The organism is Rhodococcus sp. NPDC057135, assembly GCF_042670865.1.
In the GTDB taxonomy this organism is placed as follows: domain Bacteria; phylum Actinomycetota; class Actinomycetes; order Mycobacteriales; family Mycobacteriaceae; genus Rhodococcus_F.
The window spans coordinates 23552-46014 of record NZ_JBHUUU010000011.1; the positions used below are offsets into that span (position 1 = coordinate 23552).

Annotated in this window: 24 protein-coding genes; 16 read left to right on the forward strand and 8 right to left on the reverse strand. The window is 62.5% G+C overall.

Annotated elements, in window-relative coordinates; genetic code table 11:
- Nucleotides 1–93: 93 nt before the first annotated feature.
- Both ACFT1A_RS20695 and ACFT1A_RS20700 read left to right on the forward strand, forming a co-directional pair.
- Nucleotides 94–1260, forward strand: coding sequence for an FAD-binding oxidoreductase (locus tag ACFT1A_RS20695; protein WP_378448538.1), 1167 nt, complete (start codon nucleotides 94–96; stop codon nucleotides 1258–1260).
- Between the two features lie 16 nt (nucleotides 1261–1276).
- Nucleotides 1277–2023, forward strand: a complete 747-nt coding sequence (locus tag ACFT1A_RS20700) for an FAD-binding oxidoreductase (RefSeq protein WP_050656278.1) — start codon at nucleotides 1277–1279, stop codon at nucleotides 2021–2023.
- A 3-nt stretch (nucleotides 2024–2026) separates the two neighbouring features.
- Here the strand turns inward: ACFT1A_RS20700 and ACFT1A_RS20705 are convergent, their stop codons facing one another.
- Nucleotides 2027–3187, reverse strand: coding sequence for a globin domain-containing protein (locus ACFT1A_RS20705; RefSeq protein WP_378448539.1), 1161 nt, complete (start codon nucleotides 3185–3187; stop codon nucleotides 2027–2029).
- Between the two features lie 235 nt (nucleotides 3188–3422).
- Between ACFT1A_RS20705 and ACFT1A_RS20710 the strand changes: the two genes are divergently transcribed.
- Nucleotides 3423–4607 carry a nitric oxide synthase oxygenase gene (locus ACFT1A_RS20710; RefSeq protein WP_378448540.1) on the forward strand — a complete coding sequence of 395 codons (1185 nt, stop codon included), beginning with the start codon at nucleotides 3423–3425 and terminating at the stop codon, nucleotides 4605–4607.
- A gap of 6 nt (nucleotides 4608–4613) precedes the next feature.
- Here ACFT1A_RS20710 and ACFT1A_RS20715 read toward each other — a convergent pair whose 3' ends face one another.
- Entirely contained in the window at nucleotides 4614–5999 is a 1386-nt protein-coding gene (locus tag ACFT1A_RS20715) for a CitMHS family transporter (RefSeq protein WP_378448541.1), read from the reverse strand.
- Nucleotides 6000–6092: 93 nt separating this feature from the next.
- Complete coding sequence (locus ACFT1A_RS20720) at nucleotides 6093–7145, reverse strand: Bug family tripartite tricarboxylate transporter substrate binding protein (RefSeq protein ID WP_378448542.1); 1053 nt, start codon at nucleotides 7143–7145, stop codon at nucleotides 6093–6095.
- A 112-nt stretch (nucleotides 7146–7257) separates the two neighbouring features.
- On the opposite strand from ACFT1A_RS20720, the gene ACFT1A_RS20725 reads away from it, so the two are divergent.
- Together ACFT1A_RS20725 and ACFT1A_RS20730 are read left to right on the forward strand one after the other, a co-directional pair.
- Nucleotides 7258–8910 (forward strand): ATP-binding protein, encoded by a 1653-nt coding sequence (locus tag ACFT1A_RS20725; protein WP_378448543.1) that lies wholly within the window; start codon nucleotides 7258–7260, stop codon nucleotides 8908–8910.
- Nucleotides 8907–9590, forward strand: a complete 684-nt coding sequence (locus ACFT1A_RS20730) for a response regulator (protein WP_317552657.1) — start codon at nucleotides 8907–8909, stop codon at nucleotides 9588–9590. Before ACFT1A_RS20725 ends, ACFT1A_RS20730 begins: the two co-directional genes overlap by 4 nt.
- Nucleotides 9591–9743: 153 nt before the next feature.
- Here ACFT1A_RS20730 and ACFT1A_RS20735 read toward each other — a convergent pair whose 3' ends face one another.
- A complete protein-coding gene (locus tag ACFT1A_RS20735) occupies nucleotides 9744–11318 on the reverse strand; it encodes an AMP-binding protein (protein ID WP_042453457.1) in 1575 nt (524 codons plus the stop codon).
- A gap of 222 nt (nucleotides 11319–11540) precedes the next feature.
- Between ACFT1A_RS20735 and ACFT1A_RS20740 the strand changes: the two genes are divergently transcribed.
- The 5 genes from ACFT1A_RS20740 to ACFT1A_RS20760 all read left to right on the forward strand — a co-directional run bounded on the left by ACFT1A_RS20740 (nucleotide 11541) and on the right by ACFT1A_RS20760 (nucleotide 16609).
- Nucleotides 11541–12110 (forward strand): hypothetical protein, encoded by a 570-nt coding sequence (locus ACFT1A_RS20740; RefSeq protein ID WP_378448544.1) that lies wholly within the window; start codon nucleotides 11541–11543, stop codon nucleotides 12108–12110.
- Between the two features lie 126 nt (nucleotides 12111–12236).
- On the forward strand, nucleotides 12237–13433 hold the full coding sequence (locus ACFT1A_RS20745; protein WP_378448545.1) for a Rieske 2Fe-2S domain-containing protein: 1197 nt from the start codon (nucleotides 12237–12239) through the stop codon (nucleotides 13431–13433).
- Nucleotides 13434–13484: 51 nt separating this feature from the next.
- Nucleotides 13485–14666 (forward strand): acyl-CoA dehydrogenase family protein, encoded by a 1182-nt coding sequence (locus ACFT1A_RS20750; RefSeq protein ID WP_019749417.1) that lies wholly within the window; start codon nucleotides 13485–13487, stop codon nucleotides 14664–14666.
- A gap of 39 nt (nucleotides 14667–14705) precedes the next feature.
- A complete protein-coding gene (gene bphC / locus ACFT1A_RS20755; protein ID WP_378448546.1) occupies nucleotides 14706–15617 on the forward strand; it encodes a biphenyl-2,3-diol 1,2-dioxygenase in 912 nt (303 codons plus the stop codon).
- A gap of 209 nt (nucleotides 15618–15826) precedes the next feature.
- Nucleotides 15827–16609 (forward strand): IclR family transcriptional regulator, encoded by a 783-nt coding sequence (locus ACFT1A_RS20760; RefSeq protein ID WP_283305929.1) that lies wholly within the window; start codon nucleotides 15827–15829, stop codon nucleotides 16607–16609.
- 1 nt (nucleotide 16610) lies between these two features.
- On the opposite strand, the gene ACFT1A_RS20765 is transcribed toward ACFT1A_RS20760, so the two are convergent.
- Nucleotides 16611–17312, reverse strand: coding sequence for a PadR family transcriptional regulator (locus ACFT1A_RS20765; RefSeq protein ID WP_378448547.1), 702 nt, complete (start codon nucleotides 17310–17312; stop codon nucleotides 16611–16613).
- Nucleotides 17313–17537: 225 nt separating this feature from the next.
- Here ACFT1A_RS20765 and ACFT1A_RS20770 point away from each other — a divergent pair, with 225 nt between their 5' ends.
- The 3 genes from ACFT1A_RS20770 (at nucleotide 17538) to ACFT1A_RS20780 (ending at nucleotide 18784) form a co-directional block, all read left to right on the forward strand.
- Complete coding sequence (locus tag ACFT1A_RS20770) at nucleotides 17538–18038, forward strand: flavin reductase family protein (protein WP_283305931.1); 501 nt, start codon at nucleotides 17538–17540, stop codon at nucleotides 18036–18038.
- A 114-nt stretch (nucleotides 18039–18152) separates the two neighbouring features.
- Nucleotides 18153–18539, forward strand: a complete 387-nt coding sequence (locus tag ACFT1A_RS20775) for a nuclear transport factor 2 family protein (protein WP_020906616.1) — start codon at nucleotides 18153–18155, stop codon at nucleotides 18537–18539.
- Nucleotides 18539–18784 (forward strand): hypothetical protein, encoded by a 246-nt coding sequence (locus ACFT1A_RS20780; protein ID WP_317552662.1) that lies wholly within the window; start codon nucleotides 18539–18541, stop codon nucleotides 18782–18784. Before ACFT1A_RS20775 ends, ACFT1A_RS20780 begins: the two co-directional genes overlap by 1 nt.
- On the opposite strand, the gene ACFT1A_RS20785 is transcribed toward ACFT1A_RS20780, so the two are convergent.
- Together ACFT1A_RS20785 and ACFT1A_RS20790 are read right to left on the reverse strand one after the other, a co-directional pair.
- Complete coding sequence (locus tag ACFT1A_RS20785; RefSeq protein WP_378448548.1) at nucleotides 18757–19242, reverse strand: flavodoxin family protein; 486 nt, start codon at nucleotides 19240–19242, stop codon at nucleotides 18757–18759. The genes ACFT1A_RS20780 and ACFT1A_RS20785 overlap by 28 nt on opposite strands.
- Nucleotides 19239–19439 carry a hypothetical protein gene (locus ACFT1A_RS20790; RefSeq protein ID WP_378448549.1) on the reverse strand — a complete coding sequence of 67 codons (201 nt, stop codon included), beginning with the start codon at nucleotides 19437–19439 and terminating at the stop codon, nucleotides 19239–19241. Before ACFT1A_RS20790 ends, ACFT1A_RS20785 begins: the two co-directional genes overlap by 4 nt.
- A 92-nt stretch (nucleotides 19440–19531) precedes the next feature.
- Between ACFT1A_RS20790 and ACFT1A_RS20795 the strand changes: the two genes are divergently transcribed.
- The 3 genes from ACFT1A_RS20795 (at nucleotide 19532) to ACFT1A_RS20805 (ending at nucleotide 22145) form a co-directional block, all read left to right on the forward strand.
- Nucleotides 19532–19966 (forward strand): nucleotidyltransferase domain-containing protein, encoded by a 435-nt coding sequence (locus ACFT1A_RS20795; protein ID WP_378448550.1) that lies wholly within the window; start codon nucleotides 19532–19534, stop codon nucleotides 19964–19966.
- The gene (locus ACFT1A_RS20800; RefSeq protein WP_378448551.1) at nucleotides 19963–20601 is read left to right on the forward strand and encodes an AAA family ATPase; all 639 of its coding nucleotides are present in this window, start codon (nucleotides 19963–19965) and stop codon (nucleotides 20599–20601) included. Before ACFT1A_RS20795 ends, ACFT1A_RS20800 begins: the two co-directional genes overlap by 4 nt.
- A gap of 101 nt (nucleotides 20602–20702) precedes the next feature.
- Complete coding sequence (locus tag ACFT1A_RS20805) at nucleotides 20703–22145, forward strand: FAD-dependent oxidoreductase (protein WP_378448552.1); 1443 nt, start codon at nucleotides 20703–20705, stop codon at nucleotides 22143–22145.
- 1 nt (nucleotide 22146) lies between these two features.
- On the opposite strand, the gene ACFT1A_RS20810 is transcribed toward ACFT1A_RS20805, so the two are convergent.
- Entirely contained in the window at nucleotides 22147–22449 is a 303-nt protein-coding gene (locus ACFT1A_RS20810; protein WP_378448553.1) for a hypothetical protein, read from the reverse strand.
- Nucleotides 22450–22463 lie beyond the last annotated feature (14 nt).

Consider the following 22463-nt stretch of genomic DNA (forward strand, 5'->3'; position numbering starts at 1 on the left):
CGAAAAATAATGACTCAGGTCACATTTTCAGCCGTACTAGAATTGTGGCGAGAGTTGCAGCTGGTGTGAAAGGGGGATGGATTGGATCCGACAGTGATTGCCCGTCTGCAATCCAGCCTCGATTCTCTGACCGACGACGAAGAGAGCCGTGCGCACTTCTCGGCCGTGTTCTACACCGGCCTCTTTGCGGAACATCCTCTGTACCGCTCATTGTTCCCGGCCGGGATGGAATCGCAGGGGCACCGTTTCTTCAGAGCGATCGAGTTCGTCGTCAAGAACCTCCCCCAGCATCGTCGGATCCGGAAGTTCCTCACCCAACTCGGCCGCGATCATCGCCGCTACGGCGTCGAGCGTGAGCACTACGAGGCTGCCGGTGTTGCACTCGAGCGCGCGGTTCGGTCGATGTACGGAACCAGCGCGCACAGTCGCTACAAGTGGACACCGGAACTGGAGGATGCTTGGTCTCAGTTCACCGACCTCATCGTCAGCACGATGGCCGACGGCGCCGAATCCGACACGTCCCCGGCGCTCTGGGGTGGAACCGTGGTCAGCCACGAACGAGTGCTCGACGATCTGGCGATAGTGCGCCTCGAAGCCGACCCACCCATTCCGTACGGGGCGGGGCAATACCTCGGCGTTCAGATTCCCCAGCGCCCGAAAATGTGGCGGTACTACTCGCCGGCGATACCGACCAACCCTTTCGGCCAACTCGAGTTCCACATCCGCAAGGTCTCGGGAGGATGGGTCAGCCCGGCGATCGTCGGTGAAACCAATGTCGGTGACCGCTGGGTCATGTCCACTCCCCTCGGCGGCTTGGAGGTCGACTTCACCAGCGACCGCGACGTTCTCATGATCGGCTCCGGCACCGGCATCGCCCCACTGCGAGCCCAGGTGATGGAAATGTCTCAGCGCGCGAACAATCCGCGCGTGCATCTGTTCGTCGGCGGACGGTATCCGTGCGACCTCTACGACCTCGAAACGCTCTGGCACATCTCGCTCAGCAATCCGTGGTTGACCGTCGTACCGGTGTCCGAAGAACCCGAAAACCCTTGGTGGCACAACGGACCGGTACTCGAACCCCCCTTCGGAATGCACAGCCGACTGATCGGACCGATCGGAAAAGTAGTCTCGCAGTTCGGCTCGTGGGCCGACCGCCAGGTGCAGATCTCGGGGTCACCGTCGATGATCAAGACGACCGTCTACGCCTTGCGTGCCGGCGGAACTCCGCTCGACCAGATCCGGCACGACCCGCTCTACTGACTACAGGAGAACTTTCATGGCCCAGCGAACCTGGTCGAGCACAGTCGTCGAACATCACCGTCTCCGTGAGGATTTGGCGGTTGTCCGCCTGGTCGGCGACGTCGTCCCGTTCCGCCCCGGCCAGTACGTCGACGTCAGCGTTCCGCAGAATTCGCGGTTGCTCCGCCGACTCTCCCCCGCCCTGCCTCCCTCACACGACGGGAAGTTGGAGTTTCACGTCAAGACGGTTCCCGGAGGTTGGGTCAGCGGTTCGATAGTCAAGGACACCCAGCCTGGTGACGTTTGGCAGATACTCGACCCGCGCGGCAATCTGTCGGTCGACGAGAACGGCCCCACCGTCATCATGGTCGCGGGCGGAACCGGTTTGGCCCCACTGCGCTCGATCATTCTCGATCTGGCTCAGACTCCGAACCCGCCGCAGGTGTACCTCTTCTTCGGCGGCCGAACGCTTCGTGATCTCTACGCAGCGGACATGCTGTGGCTACTCGCCGACCAGTTTCCGTGGTTGCAGCCGATTCCCGTCGTCGAAGATCTCTCAGACGGCGGCCCGCCCGACGGATGGTTCGACCGTTTGAACGTCGACATCGGATTCGGCGACGATCATCTCATCGAAGGCACACTCGCCGACGTCGTCGCGTCGTACGGCGCGTTCACCGAACATCAGGTCTTGGTGTGCGGATCAGCGGCCATGGTTCGATCGACACGCGATCGGTTGATCGAGGCCGGAACCCCGGCCGACGTCATTCAGTTCGACCCGTACTGACGATCAGTACGTCGGGTCGTTGCGGACGGTGTCGACGTCGATCCCCACTGCACGAAGCCTGAATTTGGTGCTGTTGACCATGGATTCGCTGCCGACGAGCTGAATGTCGTAGCCCGCCCAGTCCCCGAACGAGGTCACGACCTTGCCGACCTTGCCGGTGATGCGCCGCTTCATGCCGATCGGCGGCAGTGGTTCCGCTTCGGTGTGCCACCACGGATTCTCGTCCTCTTCGGAGACGGGAACGATCGTGAGCCACGGGTGCTTCTCGGCCAACTTCCACAGGTGTGGAAGGTCGTAGAGATCGCACGGATTCTGACCGGAATAGAACAGATGAACCTTGCGCGTGTTTCCGCGTCGGATCAGCTCGAGTATCTGCGCGCGAAGAGGCGCGACACCGGTTCCCGACGCGATCATCAGCAGGTCCTTGGAGTTCTCCGGAATCCCGAGAGCACCGATCGGCGAGCCGACCACCCAGGTGTCACCGACGGCGGTCTGGTTGACCATCGCCGGGCTGACCCAACCGCCGGTGACCTGACGGATGTGGAACTCGAGGATTCCGGTTCCGTCGTACGGCGTCGCCGGTGACAAGTAGCGCCACATGCGCGGCCTCGCGGCGACCTGCACGCTGACGTACTGACCGGCGCGGTACTCCATCGTCTGGTCGAGTTGCAGCCGGACGACGGCGACGCCCTTGATGACCGGGCGGCATTCGATGACGGTGGCACTCCAGGCGGGCGGACCGTCCTCGGCGTTGGCGGCGTCCATCATCGCTGCCGAGATGATCGCGAGCGCGTTACGCCACGCGCTGTCGACCTCGTCTGTCCACAGTTCGGCACCGCCGAACGTCTCGAGCGCTTCGATCAAGGCATTACCGACGGCCGTGTAGTGCTCGTCGGTGACTCCGTACTTACGGTGATCGCGGCCGAGCTGCGCGAGGTACTCGAGTATCGCGTCGGACTCGTCGAGACGTTCGACGACGTGAGCGATAGCGCTGACGAGCCGATCCCGCTGCACATCCATCGCTGCCGGAAAAAACTCACGGGTTTCGGGCGATCGAGCGAACAGAATCGAATAAAAGGTACGGGCGAGCCGTTCCGGACCATCTTCTACCGCAGCGACGGATTTGAAGCTCGACCGGACCAGAGAAATTGCTTGCGAATCCACGCTCATCCTCGTCCCGACTAGACGCGGCAAGACCCGCCGCGGAATTTCGTCTGCAGCTTATGTCACAAATGTCTGACTCGTAAATCATTCTGGACAAGTGTCACAATGCGACCCCATTTCGCGGTGTGACCGTCCCTTTCTTATTCTGGCGTGCAAGATAAACAAGAGCTTCGACACTCTCGATCGCCGAGCTAACGTTCAGCGAAATCTCAACCAGCCAAACAGGAGTCGTGCCGTGGATTTTGTTCGACAGGACGAATTGCCCACCGATAGCGGGCTTACGTCCCAGATCGCCTCCACTACCCCGACGCTGACCGAGCTTCAACGTCGGGAACTCGAGTGCGTCGAATTTTTCGACTCTCCGGAACTGGGTCACCTCCCGACCTCTCGGCGGCGCGAGGCCTTGCGTGAGCTCCACCGGACCGGTACCTACACGCACACAGCGGAGGAATTGCTCGTCGGCGCCAAACTCGCCTGGCGAAACCACGCCAGGTGCGTCGGTCGCGCGCATTGGCGGACCCTCAAACTCATCGACGCGCGCGACGCGGTCACTGCTTCCGCTCTCGCAGAAGCGTGCTGGGAGCACCTGCGAATGTCGACCAACGGCGGCGCTCTGCAGTCGGTCGTGACAGTCGGGCCGCTCCCCCGCGAGGACGGTCAGGAGTACCGCATCCTGAGCCCGCAACTGATCCGCTACGCCGGATACCGGCAGCCGGACGGCACCATCCTGGGCGACCCGTGGCACGTCGATCTGACCGCTCAGGTCACCGCGATGGGATGGAAGGGTGCGGGTACACCGTTCGATGTTCTCCCCGTACTGATTTCGGTTCCCGACGAACCCCTGCAGTACTTCGACGTCCCGGCCGACCTCGTTCTCGAGGTCGAAATCGAGCATCCCGAATACAGCTGGTTCGCTGATCTGGGGCTTAAATGGCATGCCGTGCCCGCGGTCTCGGACATGAACCTCGACATCGGCGGAATCGTGTACCCCTGCACGCCGTTCAGCGGCTGGTACGTCAGTACCGAGGTCGGCGCCCGTAACTTCAGCGACGGCGATCGCTACAACATGTTGCCCACCATCGGAGCGATGATGGAGCTCGACATGAGCCACGACCGCACGCTCTGGAAGGACCGCGCACTGGTCGAACTGAACCGGGCAGTTATTCACAGCTATCGCAAGGCCGGCGTCATCATGGTCGACCACCACACTGTCGCAAAGCAATTCATCGATCACATCGCGCGCGAGGACAAGGCCGGCCGCAAGTGCCCCACCGACTGGTCGTGGGTGAACCCGCCCATGTCCAGTTCGCTCACGCCGACGTTCCACCGCCTGTACGACGAGCCCGATCTCGACATCCGGCCCAACTTCGTGACAAAGAAGAAGGGCACCGACCAAGGCCGGTGCCCTTTCCACAACTGATAGCGCTCAGAAGGGGATCTGCCCCAATCCGACGCCGACCACGAGCATCGTGATCGAGATCAGGCCGGCTCGCCACAGAACCTTCTTGTGGTGATCCGCCAGTGACACACCGGCGAGTGTGACCAGGAGCAGGATCGCCGGGACCAGCGGGCTCTGCATGTGCACTGCCTGCCCGGTGATCGACGCACGTGCCATTTCCACCGGCTCGATTCCGTACTGCGCTGCCGTCTCGGACAGCACCGGGAGCACACCGAAGTAGAACGCGTCGTTGGTCATGAAGAATGTGAGCGGAATGCTCAGGACGCCCGTGATGACGGCGAGGTGCGGGCCCATCGCGTCGGGAATGACCTGGAGCAGCCACTCGGCCATTGCCTCGACCATGCCGGTTCCCTGGAAAACGCCGGTCAGCACGGCTGCTGCCAGCACCATCGCGACCACCGAGACGATGCTCGACGAATGGCGTGCGATTGCTTCACCCTGATCCTTGACCGCCGGGAAGTTGACCGCGAGGGCGATCGACGACGCGATCATGAAGAGCACCGGAATGGGCAGGATGTCCATCACGAGGACCACCAGAAGGATCGTCGTCAGCGCTGCGTTGAACCACAGGAGTCTCGGCCGCAAGGTGTCACGCCCGGGGGCAAGTCCGTCGATGAAGCGTCCGGTGTCGCCGCCGTCGTCTTCGGGCTCGTTCGAGCCGCCGGCGCCGGCGCTTCCGGTGCTGGAACTTCCACCGTTTCCGACCTTTTCGAGTATGCGCTCAGAAGTCAGGACCAAAGTCCCGATCCTTCGGCGCTCCATGATCCCGAGGTGAATGGCGAACCCGAGCACCATGATCAGTCCGACGATCAACGACGGCACCATCGGGACGAAGACGTCGGAAGGTGAGAGTCCCAGCGCGCTCGCGGCCCGGACGGTCGGGCCACCCCACGGAATGATGTTCATCGTCGCGTTGGACAGGCCGGCGATCACCGTCAGGACGACGGGACTGACGCCGAGTTTGAGGTAGAGCGGGAGCATCGCGGAGGTCACGATGATGAAGGTCGTCGAACCGTCGCCGTCCAGGGAGACAACCATCGCGAGCACTGCGGTTCCGACCACGAGCCGCATCGGATCGTCACGCACCATCCGCAGGATGAGCTTGACCAGCGGATCGAAGAGTCCGACGTCGATCATGATTCCGAAGAAGATGATCGCGAAGAACAACAGCGCCGCGGTGGGTGCGAGCGACTTGATGCCGTCGGTGATCATGTCGCCGATTCCGAGGCCGGCCCCGGCAAGTAGTCCGAAGGCCACCGGAACCAGAGTCAGTCCCACCACCGGAGTCGCGCGTTTGGTGAGGATCAGGAACATGAACACCGCAACCATGAGGAAGCCGAGTGTGACGAGCATGATGAACTCCTTTTGTGCTGAATTGCCGAGAAAAACGGCACGGCAAATCGAGCCGGTGACCTTCGTGGAGGTGAAACGAAACTTCGGTTGTGCTTAGTTGATGCCGGGCGGATCGAGTGTTGCGTCGACAAACCGGGATTGATCGGTGAGGAATGCGGAGAACTCGGGTTCGGTGAGAACTGCACTGTTCCAACCGTTTCGGCGAGACAGCTCGTTCCAGCGCGGGCTTGCCGCCAGATCCCGCACCAAATTCTGCAAGTGCTGACGCTGATCGTCCGTCAGGCCCGGCGGCGCCATGAGCCCGCGCCAATTGGTGAATGTGACGTCGACGCCAGACTCCGCCATCGTGGGCGCATCCACCGCCGGGGTACGGGCGGGCGAGCTGACCGCAAGGACCCGAACCGTGCCTGCCGCAATCTGATCGAGGTACTCACCGATACCCGTAGCAGCGACGTCGACCTGCCTGGTGAGCAGTGCGGGAAGCAGTTCTCCGCCGCCGTCGTAGATGCGGTACGGGGAGCGCGACGGATCGACACCGACCGCACGGGCGAACAGAAGGCGGAACAACCCGTCCGGTCCACCTTCACTCGAACCACCGCCGATCGAGATCGACGACGGATCCGCCACCCAGGCCTGCGTCAGATCGGCGAGAGATTTGTACGGTGAATCTGCTGGAACCAGTAGCGCTTCGGGTTCTTCGACCAGTCTCGCGATCGGCGTCACGTCGGCAAGAGTGTGCTCGGACGGCAGTATCTCGAGCGAACCGAGAACTCCGAGTCCCATGACCATGAGAAGGTCGGGGTTTCCGCGTTCGAGAGCCAACCGGTTGAGTCCGACGATGCCGCCCGATCCGGGCAGCACAACGACGTCGGCGTCGACGGTTCCTTCGTCGGCAAGTGCCTGCACCATGGTCCGGGCAGTCAGGTCGTAACCACCACCGGCCACCGAGGGCACCAGTACGCGCAGTTCTTCGGAACTCTCACCCGCTCGGCCACCGGCAAAGAAGGACTCGACCGGAGTACATCCGGTCGAGAGCACGAGAGTCATCGCGCAGGCACCGAGCAGGGCGATATGCCTGCTCAGCCGCTTCGATGCGCTCATGGCCTTGTCCTTGTCTGCCGGTACCGATGTGTGAACAGGTTTCATACTGACGCACTTTGTGACTGGGGTCACCATTGGGAAAGCAAATTGATTTGTGCTCATTGTGCTCACGAACGGCCGCTTTCCCGGCATCGAACTGAAGGCTAGGGTCTGGCTGGTGTCCTCAGGAAACGAGCAGGCGGAGCGAGAGCGCAAGTTGCCTCTGCGTGCGCGACTGCGTCGGCGCCGGCACACTCTGGCGACACAACTTCTCGAACTGCAACTTCTGATCGTCGTGGCGGTTCTCGTGTGCGTCACTGCCCTCTCCCTCGCGCAGTCGTCTGCGAGTTTCCAACGCGAGGAAGGACGCCGCGCACTCTCGGCAGCGGAATCGCTCGCAGCCAATCCGGCAGTACGCGAACTGCTCCCCCAGGCTCAGACCCGCCTCCGCTCCGGACTACAAGGTTCGGTCGACTCGGTGCGCGCCATCTCGGGCGTCACCTACGTCTCGCTTGCCGACGCCGACGGCGGTGTCGTGATTTCGACGCGTCCCGGCGATGTCGGCATCGACGCACGTCAGACCCAGGATCGGTCATGGACAGGGTTGGTCGACACGCCCTCCGGCAAGGCCGTGGAGGCGCACGTTCCGATTCTCGGCAGTGAAGGAGCGATTACCGGGACTGCGATCGTCGGCATCGAGTACCCCTCGATCTGGACGCGGCTAGGGCAGTCCGCACCGAATCTCCTGGTGTACCTCGCGGTGGCCTCACTTCTCGGCGGCGTCGGGTCGATCCTGTTGGCCCGCAGGGTCAAACGGCAGACCCTCGGCATGGAGGCCGGCGAGATCCTGGACCTGGTTCGCCAACGTGAAGCAATGCTGCGCGGCCTCAAAGAAGGCGTCATCGCCTTCGACGCACAGGGAAAAGTGGTGCTGATGAGCGACAGTGCCCACCAACTCCTCGACATCCCACGCGGCAGCGCCGGTAGATCGGTTCGGGACCTCGGTCTCGACGACCGCCTCCAGAGTGTACTGACTTCCGGCACAACCGAATCCGATCAGTTGGTTCTTGTCGGCGATCGCCTGCTCGTCCTCAACACCGTCTTGATCGAATCGAAGGGCCGCACCATCGGGTCGGTCACCACTTTCCGCGACCGCACCGAATTGCGCTCCGTGGAAGAAGAACTCGACGTGACCAAAACCAGCACCGACGCACTACGCGCTCACATCCACGAGTTCGACAATCAACTGCACACCATCTCCGGCCTCATCCAGCTCGGCGAATACGACGAGGTGGTCGGCTATGTGGAGGGTCTGACCATGGAGCGCGCGCAGGTCAGTGCGACCGTGACCGAGAAGATCGCCGACGTCGGCACCGCCGCACTCGTGATCGCCAAGATAGGCGCCGCTGCACAGGGGTTGGTCACGGTCGAGCTGGCGGCGGACACGCATTTGGAGACGGTGGACCGCAGACTCGGACGAGATCTCGTGACGGTAGTCGGAAACCTCGTCGACAATGCCGTCGACGCCGTCGGTGAGATGCCGGAAGCCTCGCGCCGCAAGGTTCGATTGTCGATTCGCGACCGTGGCACCGCCGTCGAAGTGCGGGTCGACGACGCCGGCCCCGGTATCGCGCCGGAGAATCGCGACAGGGTGTTCGGCCAGGGTTGGAGCACCAAGGGACAGTCGAGTGACGGACACGGTTTCGGCTTGGCGCTGGTACGTCTAACGTGTCGTCGGCGAGGCGGTGATGTCACCGTGAGCACTCGTTCGGCAGAAGGCATCGAGTGGACTGTCTTCACGGCAGTCCTACACGACGGAGAGGGCGCATGATCCGGGTACTGGTGGTCGACGACGACTTCATGGTGGCGAAGGTGCACAGCGGATTCGTCTCGCGGATAGACGGTTTCGAAGTGTGCGGCGTCGCCCATTCGGCCGAGGCCGCCCTGACCGCAGTCGGTGAATTGCAACCCGACCTGGTACTTCTCGACGTCCACCTCCCCGGCACCACCGGACTCGATCTGATCGCCCCGTTTCGCGAGCTGGCACCGGAGCTGGATGTTCTTGTCATCACGAGTGAACGCGAGGCGGGCTCGGTCAAGAAGGCACTGCGCAGCGGCGTCGTGCATTACCTGATGAAGCCATTCACGTTCGAGGTTCTACGTGAGCGTCTCGAGCGGTACCGATCGACGTACGCGAACCTCGACAGCATCGGCGAAGCTGAACAGCGAGCGGTGGACGAGGCTTTCGGCGTGGCCGGTGGCGCGAGCGCGGCATCGTCCCTCAAGGGTCTACCGAAGGGACTCAGTCCTGAGACCCTTCAGCTGGTCGAGACAGCACTGCGTGACGAAACCGAACCCGCCTCGGCTACAGACATTTCCGAGAGGGTCGGCATCTCACGGGCGAGCGCGAGGCGCTACCTCGAATACCTCTACGAAACCGGGCGGTCCACCACTTCGCTGAAATACGGAGTGGTGGGCCGCCCGGAGCGTCGATACGTCTGGAAACGCTGAACCTGCGCCACTGATGCGGCCCGGTTCAACAGAAGTTGACACGGTTTTTGCAAAGTGAGCAGCCCTTGCATCCCGCTGCAAGGGCTGCTCACTCGCGGGAAACGGTGCGCACTCCCAGGGTGCGCAGCTAAAGGAACGCCTGGGTTGACGCGCCTAGACCGCGCGGGCGCTGGTCTCCCAGTACCTCGCGCGCAGTGCCTTCTTGTCCAACTTGCCCAGCGGCGTCAGCGGAAGGGAATCCACGAAGTCGATGCTCTTGGGCGCGTGAACCGAACCCTTGGCCGCCTTCACCTTCTCGACCAGTTCCTCGGTGTCGACGGTCAGTCCGGCACGAAGCACCACGCAGGCCTTGACGGCTTCGCCCCATTTGTCGTCGGGCACACCGACTACCGCAACCGAAGCGACGGACGGGTGCGCCGAGATTACGTCCTCGATTTCGCGCGGGAACACGTTGAAACCACCGGTCACGATCATGTCCTTCTTGCGATCGACGATGGACATGAACCCGTCCTTGTCCTTGCGCGCGATGTCGCCGGTGTGCAGCCAACCACCACGGAACGCCTCGGCCGTCTCGGCCGGCTTCTTCCAGTACCCCTTCATGATCAGCGGACCACGGACACAAATTTCACCGAGTTCTCCCTGCGGCACCTCGTTCAGGTCGTCGTCGAGTAACCGGACGTCGAGCCACGGCACCGGCCGTCCACAAGTGGCGAGGCGAGCCGGATCGTCGGCGAGGTGTTCTTCCTTGCGCAGCACCGAGATTGTCATGCCGCACTCGGTCTGACCGTAGAACTGGAAGAAGATCTGACCGAACTTCTTGATGCCCTCCTGCAACCTGGCCGGAGACATCGCGGAGGCTCCGTAGAACAGCGTCTGCAAACTCGAGACGTCACGCTTGGGCAGATCCGGGTGATCCATGAGCATGTAGATCATGGTGGGCACCAGCATGGTTGCCGTGATCTTGTGCTTCTCGATCGCCTCGAGCACCGCGCCTGGTTCGAAGGCGGGCAGGACGATCAACGCGCCGCCGCGCAGCAAAGTCGGGATGAAGAACGCCGCACCCGCGTGCGAGAGGGGCGTGCAGATGAGGAAGCGGTTGTCCTCGGGCCACTGCCACTCAGACATCTGGATCTGATTGAGCGCCGCACCCGAACGGAAGGACCCCACAACACCTTTGGGCTTGCCGGTCGTTCCACCGGTGTAGACCATGCTGCTGGCGTCTTCGGCGTCGACGTGCGCTGCCTTCAGCGGCGCGGGCTCGAACGTGGCAGCCAGCGCGAGGATGTCGATTCCCACCTCGGACGGCCCCATCGAGAGCACGTTGGTCAACGAGGGTGACGACGCCTTCAACTCGGCGGCACGCTCCTCGAAGGCGTTGGGATCGAAGATGAGGGTCTCGATCTCGGCGTCGTCGACGATGTACTTGTGATCGTCGAGCGATCCCATCGGGTTCAGGGCACTTGCCCGGCACCCGGTGATCATGGTCGCGCCCATGCTGATCAGGACCTCGGGGCGGTTCTTCGACAGCATTGCGGTGCTGGTGCCCTGAGTGATTCCCAGTGAAGCGAGCGCCTGGGCGAAGCAGCTGATCTGATCGCGCATCTGACCGCCGGTGAGGATCACGTCGCCGAGGTACAGCGCGGGCTTGTCGTGATTGCGTTCCAGAGCGGTGATGAGCAGGTCCGGACCGTAAACCGGTCGGTGCAGGTCAGCGAACTCGTCTGTCATCTGGTCTTCCTTCTGCTCGGCGCGTGCAGTCATCGAGATGTGCTCCCGGTCACGGATACGATATCCAGAATTGCACAAAACTGGAACAGGTTCCACCTCTTCGATCGAATCCGAGAATGCTCCCGATCAGCGGGAAGCCCGTCGTCACCCGCCAGAGCGGTGGTTAGCGTCGATGTACCCACCGAGACGACCGCGTCTCGGTCGCGTCCAACGGAGAGTGTCATGACTACCAACCTCGGTACCGCCCACTTCACGGCAACTGCTCCCCGTGCTGCCACCACGCTCCTGTCCGATTTCGACTCGTTGTACGGAACCGTGCGCTCCGCACCCGACGGGTCCGTCGTCGAGCAGGACGTCGTGTTCTTCGGACGCCCCGATCCCGGCGCGCTGCTCACCGGATCCGTGAGGTCGCTGGGTTCGACGCTCGAGCGGATCACCGAATACCACGATCAGACCGGGCATCTGGTGGCCGAGGTCTTCGTCCGGGAAGCCCCGGCGGTTTTCGTCCGGGAAGCCCCGACAACGGGCGCCGGAACCGATTCCGTTGCTGCGCTTGCCGATTTTGCCGCTCGGCGTTACGGCTCCGCGTCGCTTCGCCGGTTCCGCGGACGCTGCACCGCGACCTCCGTAGGAACAGATCTGAACTGCTCCGTGACGGTGCTCGCCACGTACGAGAAGGACCACGAGAGCGTCACCGACGTAGCTCTGGTCGCCACCGATCCCACAGGGGTCGTCACCGCCCGCGCCTGGGCGACTTACGCGATCGACAATGCGGCGACTCTCGCGAGCTGAATCTCTGCAGGTCACCGAGTAGGCGTTCCATCCAGCGGGAACTGCCGTATCTCCAGCGGACGCTTCGTCGTTGTATGAGGCGGATCACATCACTGGAGCGTCGCAAGACGCGGCTCGGAGGAAGACATGGCACTCGGAACCGGCCCACTCACCACTACGGACGCCCCGACGCAGTCGGGCGCCGGCGAGGAAATTCGAGAAATCGAAGCGGCAGCGCCTCCCGCGCGGTTCGCGCGTGGATGGCACTGCCTCGGACTCAGCAAGACCTACCGCGACGGTCAACCGCACCAGATCGACGCATTCGGCACCAGCCTTGTCGTCTTCGCAGACAGTAAGGGCGACATCAAGATCCTCGACGCCTACTGCCGCCACATGGGTGGCAACCTGGCGCAGGGCACGGTCAAGGGCGATTCGATCGCCTGCCCGTTCCACGACTGGCGTTGGGGCGGTAACGGAAAATGCACGGCGATCCCCTACGCACGACGCGTTCCGCCGCTGGCCAAGACGCGGGCATGGACCACACTCGAGAAGAACGGCCAGCTCTTCGTCTGGCACGATCCCCAGGGAAATCCCCCGCCCGCCGAGGTCACAATTCCCGACATCGAGGGCTTCGGAAGCGATGAGTGGAGCGACTGGAGCTGGAACACGCTCACCATCGAAGGCTCGCATTGCCGCGAGATCGTGGACAACGTCGTGGACATGGCCCACTTCTTCTACGTTCACTACTCGTTCCCCAAGTACTTCAAGAACATCTTCGAAGGTCACGTCGCGAGCCAGTACATGGAATCGGTGGGACGTGAGGACATCATCAGCGGTACCAACTACGGCGATCCCAACGCTGTGCTTCGTTCGGATGCATCGTATTTCGGTCCGTCGTACATGATCGACTGGATCAAGAGCGAAGCCAACGGGCAGATCATCGAGACCGTATTGATCAACTGCCACTACCCCATCTCGAACAATGCCTTCGTGTTGCAGTACGGCGCGATGGTCAAGAAGCTTCCCGGTATGGACGACGAGTCCACTGCAGCGATGGCCGCGCAGTTCACCGAGGGGGTCGAGATGGGATTCCTTCAGGACGTGGAGATCTGGAAGAACAAGGCCCCCATCGACAACCCGCTGCTCTCCGAGGAGGACGGCCCGGTTTACCAGTTGCGGCGCTGGTACAACCAGTTCTACACCGACGTCGAAAACGTCACGGAAGACATGACGAAGCGCTTCGAATTCGAGATCGACACCACCCGTGCAGTGGAGAGTTGGAAGCGGGAAGTCGCCGAAAACGTTGCCGCACGCGACGCCCAGGCGCTCGAGACAACCTCCTGATCCGCAGTCGAAAACACAGCTGAAACAACCGGACTGGACGCAAGGAACAACATGACGTACGAAGTGCTCGAACAGATCAACGCGATGGCCGACGACATCTTCGCCGAAGGCATCGAGGCCGAGCGGATCGGCCGGGTGGCCGACGACACCGCCAAGAAGATGAAGGCAATCGGTTCCATCCGCATGCTGCAACCCAAGGAACACGGCGGCATGGAGGCGCATCCTCGCGAATTCGCCGAGACCGTCATGCGCATGGCTTCGCTGAATCCCTCGGCCGGCTGGGTGCACGGGATCGTCGGAGTTCACCCGTGGCAGCTCGCGTTCGCGGATCCGAAGGTGCAGCAGGAGATCTGGGGATCGGATCCCGATACCTGGATGGCCTCGCCGTACATGCCCGGCGGAATGTGTATCCCGACCGACGGTGGCTACAAGTTCTCCGGTCGCTGGCAGTTCTCCTCCGGCACAGACCATTGCGACTGGGCATTCCTCGGCGCGATGGCCTGTGACAAGGACGGCAACATGGAGATGCCGCCGCGCATGCTCCATGTCATCATTCCGCGTACCGACTACGAGATCATCGAAGATTCGTGGGATGTCATGGGACTTCGCGGCACCGGCTCCAAAGACCTCGTGGTCAAGGATGCCTACGTCCCCGATTACCGCGTCATGGACTGCGACGAGGTCATCGACGGCACGGCAGTGCGCAAGTACGGACGAACCGAGACGCTGTACCTGATGCCGTGGTCGAACATGTTCCCCCTCGGTATCACCGCCGCCACGATCGGCATCTGCGAGGGAATGCTCTTCCACGCCAACGAGTACCAGGCCGATCGCATCAATGCGCAAGGCACGGCGGTCAAGGACGACCCGTACACCTTGTTCGCAATCGGTCAGGCAACGGCCGACATCCGGGCCGCGCGCGACACCCTCCTTGCCAACGTCGACCGCATGTGGGATCGAGTGGACGCCGGCAAGGAAGTGACCTTCGAGCAGCGCGCCGAGGGACGTCAGACTCAGGTGCAGGCCGCCTGGCGCGCGATCAACGCGATCGATCAGGTCTACCCACGCTGCGGCGGCAACGCACTGCGGATGGACAAGCCGCTCCAGCGATTCTGGCGCGACGCTCACGCTGGGCAGCATCACGCAATTCACGTACCGGGCACCGTATTCCACGCCGCCTCACTGAGCCGCCTCGGCGCCGACCCGCAGGGTCCGCTGCGGGCGATGATCTGATCAGACTTCGACACAAGAAATCGACAGGAACCAGACACGATGACGCACACTGACATCAAGGGACTTGGCTACGTCAAGATCTCGACCAACGACATGGCACGTTGGCGCACTTTCGCTTTCGACGTTCTCGGCTTCGCCAAGGGCAGTGGGCCGGACGAGAACGCGCTGTACCTGCGGCTCGACGAGCGCGCTGCGCGCATCGTCGTCGTCGAGGGTGAGCGCGACGAGATCGTCAACATCGGTTGGGAGGTCGCCGATCACGCCGCACTGCGCCGCGTTCAGGAAGCGCTCGAGAAGAACGGCACCGAGGTGGAGCAGCTTTCGCTCGCCGAGGCGGACGCTCGACGGGTCGAAGAGGTCATCGCCTTCACCGATCCCGGCGGAGCAGCCATCGAGGTCTTCCACGGGGCGATCCTCGACCACAGCCCGGTGGTGACGCCCTTCGGCGCTCGATTCGTCACCGGCTCACAGGGTCTCGGCCACGTCGTGCTTCCGGTGATGGACAGCGCGGCGAGCTTCGACTTCTACACCGAGGTGCTCGGCTTCTACCCACGCGGCGCGTTCCGTCTGCCGGCTCCGCCCGAATTCGGGCCGCTGCGAATCCGTTTCATGGGCGTCAACGAGCGTCACCACAGCTTGGCCCTGTGCCCGGCACCGCACGGCGGCGCACCCGGCCTGATTCACATCATGGTCGAGGTGGACACCCTCGACGCCGTCGGCCAGGCACTCGACCGAGTGATGAAGGACGGGTTCTCCGTGTCGTCGACCCTGGGTCGTCACACCAACGACAAGATGATCTCCTTCTACGTCCGCGCACCCGGCGGCTGGGACATCGAGTTCGGCACCGAGGGCTCGAAGGTGGATCAGGACTCGTACTCCTCCGAGGAGATCACAGCAGACAGCTACTGGGGCCACGACTGGTCGGGCAGCGAGCCGCTGGCAGCGATGTAGTACCTGCCGGCAGCGATGTAGTACCTGCCAGTAGTTGAACGAAGGGGGCCTGCGCGAGTATTCGCGCAAGCCCCCTTCGTCGTTTCTCCGGTGGCGCGCCCGAAAACAGACCGGTGATCCACTTCACAAATTCGGAAGTCTATGACACTATTTCTAATTGAAATAGCCAGTTCACTGGTTGTGGAGCTCTAGGAGAAGTGAGGTACACGATGACACTGCAGGCTGTGGATGCTTTAGGCGGCGATTCGGCCCCGACGGCAATTCTCGATCGCGTCTCGCTGGTTCTCGACGCCTTCGACGGTCCCGGCAGGTTGACGCTCGCTCAAGTCGTTCGGAGCACGGGCCTTCCCCGCTCGTCTGCCCACCGCATGCTCGAACGTCTGGTCTCGATGCGTTGGCTGCGTCGCGACGGCCGGGACTACGAACTCGGTATGCGCCTCGTCGAATTGGGATCGCTCGCGGTTCATCAGGACCGCCTCCACGCTGCAGCCATGCCGCTTCTCCACGAGCTCTACCGCGTCACCGGCTTTGTGGTTCACCTCGGCATCCTCGACGGCCCCGATGTGGTCTACATGGAGAAGATCGGCGGACGCCTCGCAGCCGCGGTGCCGACGCGTGTGGGTGGTCGACGGCGGGCCGAGACCACTGCGATCGGTCAGGCGCTGCTCGCGTTCGGTTCGCCGAAGTCATCGGGTTACGCGCTGCCCCACCTCGCCAGGATTCGCGAATCCGGGGTTGCATTCGAAACCGGAAACGGCCTACCGGGATTCAGCTGTCTTGCGGCACCGATCGGCCCCATCGGGCGCGCCGTTGCCGCGGTATCCATCTGCGCGCCGTCGAAGGCTCTCCGCCTCGACCACGTCAGCGCAGCACCGGTGCGGATGGCAGCCGCTGCCATTTGGCGAGGCATCGACGGCGGGTCGCTGAGCGTCACTCCGACATTGCAGCGTCGTCACCTGCTGCGCAACATGCCGACCGCAGCCGGGGCCTGACTCAGATAGTCGAGCCGTTACCGGTGAGCCCGGCCTGCTCGAGCGCCAACACGTACTCCTCGACGTTCTTCCATCTGCCAGGCGTCGAGGGCAACGGCGATCCCAGTCGATCGTGCTCGGCGACGTTCGCGTACTCGGCGGACGCACGATCGATGTCTTCGAGAAGTTCGCGAGCAAGTTCGATCTCTGCTCGGAAGTAACGCTCCGACCAGCGCAACGTCATGACCGGGAACGACCAGGCCGGCTCGTTCTCGGCATGATCTGCGTGGAGTTTCGCGCGTCGAATCTGCTCTTCGACGTTGGCGATGTGGGCTTCCACCAGGGCCTTCAGTCGCTCGGGCTCGTTGAGGTGCCCCATCCACAGACGCAGCATCACGCCGTGCTTGAGCACCGGAACCTCCACTGGAGCTTCGCGTGACCACGTCCGGACGGCGTCGGTTCCTGATTGGGTGATCGAGTAGAGGCGCTTGCCGCGTACACCCGGCTCGGAGACGACCCGAGACTCCACGAACCCGATGCTTTCGAGCTTCTTCAGCTCTGCGTAGACCTGGCTGATGGACGGGCTCCAGTAGAAGAAGCCGACGCTCCAGTCAGCCCACTTCTTCAGATCGTTTCCGGTCAGTTCCTCCCCGAACGTGAGCATTCCGAGCACTGCCCAGCTGGTAGCGGGAAGTCCTCGGGACACGTCATCAGGTTCGGACATGCCCGAAGTCTAACAATCACTGGTGATTTGCTGGTTTCGTAGAATCCGAACGGACCGCTGAGCGGGATCAAATTTGTGTGAGACCCCTTCACCTGGCACTCGGCGGTCCGGATCCGGGCAGAGACGGCATTACTGCCATTGAGTGGGACTGCCGCTGGATTACGGCCGCGACGCCACACATCGTTGCTTCTGAAGTTGTTTGCAGAGTTCGAACAAGGAGACGACATGTCCGTGGAAAACGCCGAGCCGCCAGTTCTGGACGGGCGCACACTTCGTAACGTGATGAGCAATTTCTGCACCGGCGTCACCGTCATCACCGCTCACGACGGAGATTCGCCGCTGGGCTTCACCTGCCAGTCCCTGGTCTCGGTATCGCTCGATCCCCCGCTCCTCTCGTTCTGCCCGGCGAAGACGTCGACGAGTTGGCCGAAGCTTCGTGAATCCGGAACTCTCTGCATCAACGTTCTCGCCCACGATCAGCAGGACATGTGTTCCGCCTTCGCGCGCGGCGGAACCGACAAGTTCCTCGGCATCGAGTGGGATGCCGCCGGCAACGGTGCTCCGGCGCTCAGCGGCGCGCTGGCCCGCATCGAGGCAACCGTCGAGCAAGAGCACGACGCCGGTGATCACACCATCGTCGTCGCACGCATCACCGATCTGAACGTGCTGCGCCATGATGGTCCGCTCCTGTTCTATCGCGGTGGATTCGGACGCTTCGACGCCTGAGTTTCTTGTGCCCGTCCCGCTGCGTGGGAGATTGCGGCGCCGAATCGAGACAGCACCGATAGCGTCCGAAGTAGTTGTCAGACCCTGAACTTCTCGACTGATCGGACTAACTCGATGACCACTCTCGAACCAGACACCACGGCCGCGATCACGGCGACGGTAACCACCTACCTCGACGCCGTGGCTCGCGGATCGTCAGCGGACATCGCCGCCCTCTACGCCGAGAACGCAACGCTCGAAGACCCGGTCGGCAGCGAACCCCGCGTCGGCAAGGCTGCGATCACCGAGTTCTACGGCGCTCTCGAGGGCGGTTCGCAAGAGACGGAACTGCTTACCCTGCGGGTGAGCGGATCGAGCGCGGCCTTCCACTTCCGCGTCGTCACGCCGGTGGGCGATCAGGTCTACGAGGTCGAACCCATCGACGTCATGACGTTCGATGCGGACGCGAAGATCACGAGCATGCGCGCTTTCTGGTCACCGGCCGATCTGATTGCACGCTGATGCGGCAGGTCAGTTGCCGCAACTGCGGAAATCGTGTCCTGGTCGAGAAGTACAGCGACGCGCACACCAGCGTTCAATGGCTCGAAGAGTCGCAGGAAGTGTGCCCGGAGCTGGGGCGCGCGAACAGCCGTGCCAACGCTCAGCGGACGTGTGGCGCTCTGCGTCAGACGATCAACGACCTTGCCGACGCCGGGGAGCTCGAGATGAGCCTTCGCAGTTACCCGGTGCCGGGCAAGCTGTCCTGAACGCTTCCGCGTAGCACTTCGGCGAACATGCGCGCCGATTCCAAGTCGTCGGCGTTCGGCCGCCCCTTCCGGATACCGCCGAACGGCTTGAACGGAAGATACGTATCCCACGCACGGGACGAGAAGGCTGCGACCACATCGAAGCCCTTCTGTTCGAGGAGCTGAACCAGTGGGCGTGAGAAGCGGTGAATCCCCTTGTCGGGAAAACCACTGGTGGCGAAGACAAATGCCTTGGATCGGCGTTCTTCGGGGAGCAACTCGATGAACGCACGTAGGTTTTCGTGGTACGAGCGCAGGTAAATCCCGGATCCGAAGCCCACGAGGTCGTAGTCGGCGAGCTCCGCGGCGTCGATGTCGCCGGGTTCGACCACGCGAGCATCGAGAACTTCGCCGATGACGTCGGCGATCCGCCGCGTATTGCCGTGGGAGACAGAGGTACACACGATGATCGTCTTCATTGACTTCTTTCTTTCGTCGCAGCGTCTCCGGCGCTCTCTTCGTTTGCGCGAACGTAGATCCAAGTGGTGAATCCACCGCAGATTGCAAAGATCACGGCGACAACCGAATACGCGTCGAGGGGAAACCCAGTCCAGATCAAGCCGGCAACGAGGATCATCGCACCAACAGCCAGACCCGCCGATACTTCCTTGGACATACGCACCCCTCCCCTGGCTTGTCACTGACAGTTCCAGGATAGAGGTCCCGGCGAAGCTACGGATAATCGTGACGGTGGGGAATGATGCCGGTATGTCAGCACGATTGAAAGGACGGAGACGCGCAGTCAACTCGTTGCTCGTCGACGTCGAACGATGGGCCGGTGAGCACGACGGCGTCACAGCTGTAGCGCTGGTCGGGTCGTACGCGCGCGGCGCGGAGCGTATGGCAAGTGATCTCGATCTGATGATCCTGGCCGAAGACCCGGAGGCACTGGCCGATGAAGGCTGGTTCGTGCAGATCCGTCCCGACGCGCGTTTCGTCCGAGCAGCGAACTGGGGACCGGTCCGAGAGCGACGCTTCCGTCTGGGGTCCGGTCTTCTCGTCGAACTGAATTTCGCGACCGAAAGCTGGGCGGACGTTCCGCTCGACGGGGGCACGAGGCGCGTTCTCGAAGACGGTCACCGAATTTTGTACGACACGGGGCCTCTTCGTGTCGCTGCGAGTGCTGTAGGAATTGATCGATGAGCACTGCGTCGGTCCTCGAAACCTTGGCCGCCGAAGTATCCGCGTTGCGCGGCTCGCCTCTCGTCGCGATCGACGGCGTCGACGGGAGCGGGAAGACGACCTTCGCGAAAAACCTCGCGGCACAGCTGAATACACGCCCCGCCATCGTGATTCACGTCGACGACTTCCTCAATCCGTCGGAGATTCGTCATAGTCGAGGGCGACAATCACCGGAAGGGTTCTGGCTCGACAGCTACGACTACGACGCCCTCGAACGGCATGTTCTCGACCCACTGGCACCGGGAGGGAGCCGAGAGTACCGACAACGACGGGACAGCGACGCAAACCTCGTTGCGGCCGATGGAGCGATCGTCCTCGTCGAAGGCCTGTTCCTGCATCGTGACGAACTTGCTTCCCGGTGGGACTACTCGATCTTTCTCGACGTGCCCTTCGGGATCACTGCGCAGCGTATGAACCTTCGCGACGGAACAAACGCAGATCCGGGACATCCGTCGATGAACAGATATGTCGGCGGCCAACGACTTTACTTCGCCGCTGCGAAGCCCCGGACCCGAGCCGACTGCGTCATCGACAACTCGCACCCGAACGTGCCTGTCATGCTCTCGCCCGATCACGCTGGAGACCGCTTGCGATAGCACTACGCACTCTGTGCCGAATCACGTTGGTGAACAGTATGTTTCTCGCTCACTGGGAAGGTGAGTTCGACGCAAAGCCGTTCCGCAATACCTTTTGTGACATGGACAACATTGTCGACGTACTTGTCATCGGTTCGGGCGCTGCCGGATCGGCCTCAGCACTCCAAGCACACGCCGATGGCGCATCGGTGATGATTCTGGAAAAGAGCGGACCCGATTCCGCAGGCGGCAACACTCGGTTGTCCGGCAGCGGATGGTTCGTCAACCAGGACCCTGCCGCCGCCCGCACCTTCCTGCGTTCATTGAACGGATCGTTCCCCGTTGCCGACGACGTCATCGATGCCTGGGCCGAGAACACCCAGGGGCTCTCCGACTGGCTCCGCAGTCTGGGTGCAACTGTGGCGATGACCGGCGATTTCCATTCCACGGCTGAGTACGGCGAACTCGACGGAAGTTCCTGTTACGCAGGGATGGACACCATCGACGGGAAGATGGGCAATGAACTTCTCTACCGGTTCCTCGTCTCCGCACTCGCTGAACGCGGCATCACAACTCTTTTCGACACCGAAGCCACCAGACTCCTGACGGATGAATCCGGAGCGGTGACCGGAGTCGAGATCCGTTCGGGTGAACAAACTTCGCAGATCCAGGCGCGCCGGGGTGTCGTCCTTGCCACCGGCGGATTCGAAGCAAATCCGACGATGGTGCGCGACTACTTGCGCCTGGAGAATCCGAAGATCTGGGGCTCACCATCGGCTACCGGCGACGGTCACCGCATGGCGCAAGCGGTAGGCGCAGATCTGTGGCACATGAACAACATGATGACCATTACGGGAATCCCCGGTGATCCCGAGAATCCGACGGGTTTCTTCCTGGCGCTGTGGAATGCCCACAACTATGTGTTCCTCAGCCGGGAAGGTCGACGCTTCACCGACGAGTCGGCCGAAATGCGGCACGGTCATGTGTTCAGAGAAGGTTCCTACCAACACTTTCCAGTGCAACCGATGAACATCGTCTTCGACGAGACGATGAGGATGGCTGGACAACTGAGCCCCGGTCGCGACGCACTGCCCGTCGGCCACAGAGTTCTCGACGAAGGGTACGAGTGGAGCGCGGACAATCAAGCTGAGATCGACAAGGGATGGATCGTCAAGGCAGACACGCTCACCGAACTCGCAGGGAAGCTCGGACTGGACCCAACCGTCGTGGAAACGAGCGTGCGACGCTACAACGAGACGTGCGCGGACGGCGTAGACCATTCGTTCGGTCGCAATCCCGAGACGTTGGCCCCGGTGGCCACGGCTCCGTTCTACGCCGTCGCCGCACCGCCACTGCTGGGTTGGAGTAACGGCGGACCGCGCCGCGACGGTCATTCCCGCGTTCTCGATACTGCCGGCAATCCGATTCCAGGACTGTATGCGGCGGGCGCCGTCAGTTCCACGTACAGCGCGGCGAAGGACGGCGGATTCCATATCGCCGATGCCTTGGCGTTCGGCCGGGTTGCCGGCGCCCATGCTGCCGCGCGCGCGACAGCGGGCGACTGAGTCACACCCGAGCGGCCTTGACCTCGTCGAAGAACGCGACGACGGCGGCTTCGTCCTCCGGCGGAACGGTGAGCGATGCTCGTGGCCCCGCTACCGCGATGGAGTCGTCGGCGAGCCTGTTCCCGATAGTGAGCTTCAGTCCCGACTTCGACGGTTTTGCCTTCACTGCAATGTGTTCGACGTGCCAGCGGGCCACTTCACTCGTGCTCGCGGCAGTGCGATCGAAGACCTCCACCGTGCGGTGGTCGAGGACCATCACGATGTTGGTCCCGACGGTGACTTCCAGATAGCGACGTTCCGCCACGGTGTGTGCCTTTC